Here is a 1,210-nt window from a genome sequence, read left to right as displayed (position 1 = left end):
TGTGCGCCTTTCCATGGTGAGGGAACCTCGCTGGGGTTGCACCGCTACCTAGGAATTATTGTCACTCTTATCTTGAATAGTATTGGGCTACAATCCTGTACCCCTCAAATTACTCCCTGTCCCATTCAAACTGAAGAAGCTCGAAGTATAAGTGTGCAGTCTAATGAGCCTATCTATAGCGAGATTTTTGGCAATCAAGAATGCTCACCTCAAAAGCTGGTTTTGAGAGTTCCTGTCAACTCAAGACCAGAAATTAAAGATAGCAATAGTTTACTAGATCAGAGATATACTCCCAATATTATAACATTATTGACATTTTCTCATCAAGCTAAAAGTTTTTATATCAGACGTATTGATAACCATAACGACAGATGGATTTATAAAAAAGCTAGTTGCTTAGCTTGGAAATGGTCTAGAGAAGATGATCAACAAGTTCTAAATTTAAGTCTAGAGAGAAATCTCCAAATTCGTGACCCTAAAATTAAAAGTGTTATTTTAATAATTTCGTTGCCCTTTGAAATCAAAGATGCTCAACCAAATGTTAACCTTCAAGTTTACACCTGGGACTTATTTGAAGGGATTTATTATTTTAAGCCCAAAAACTATCCAAATTTAAAAGAAATTTTAAGACAAAAAGATAGAAAAAGTATTCAATCAAGTAATGCATTTCGTGATGGTAAAACTGTTAAAAATGAAATTCAACAAGAATTAAACCAGATAGATGATATAGGGGGAATCCATCTTGATAAGTATTTTGAGTCAATACTGGATGGAGAATACCTCGAAAAATATACTCCTAGTTCAGAAGATACCTATTGCGAAATACCGGATGATTTAAAAAAAAATAACATTTTACACTAGTATGGTTTTGCGGATTTGGACGATAAATTAGAGGTTAAACCAAAAGTATAGGCTTCCAATGCTTCACCGGAATAGATTCAACTAATGATGTGATCAGATATGACGGAATTTGAACCAGCAGCTACCAAGTCTGAAAACTATATTGAAAAGCCGAAAGAGCGTGAAAAGCTTGAAGATTGGTATCGCCGAGAAAAAAGACTTCAAATCATAATAATTTTGATATTTTCAGCACTGTTAATCATTTCTAGTTTTGGACAGTTTGCTCTATTAGATTACTCGTTTGGGGAAAGACTTGCTCTGTCAAAGGGTGATAAAATATTTGGAATTGAGACTAAGAATTTAATCAGTA

General features: G+C 34.2%; 2 protein-coding genes. Both read left to right on the top strand.

The genetic code is table 11. From position 1 onward, the window contains the following. Positions 1 to 861 (top strand): hypothetical protein (locus tag F6K53_RS43785; protein ID WP_293087072.1); only part of this gene is annotated, 861 nt, incomplete at its 5' end. Between the two features lie 99 nt (positions 862 to 960). Further along, positions 961 to 1,210 (top strand): hypothetical protein (locus F6K53_RS43780; protein WP_293087069.1); only part of this gene is annotated, 250 nt, incomplete at its 3' end.

The organism is Moorena sp. SIO4A1 (genome assembly GCF_010672065.1).
Classification (GTDB): Bacteria; Cyanobacteriota; Cyanobacteriia; order Cyanobacteriales; family Coleofasciculaceae; genus Moorena.
This window is presented reverse-complemented; position numbering and strand designations above follow the sequence as displayed.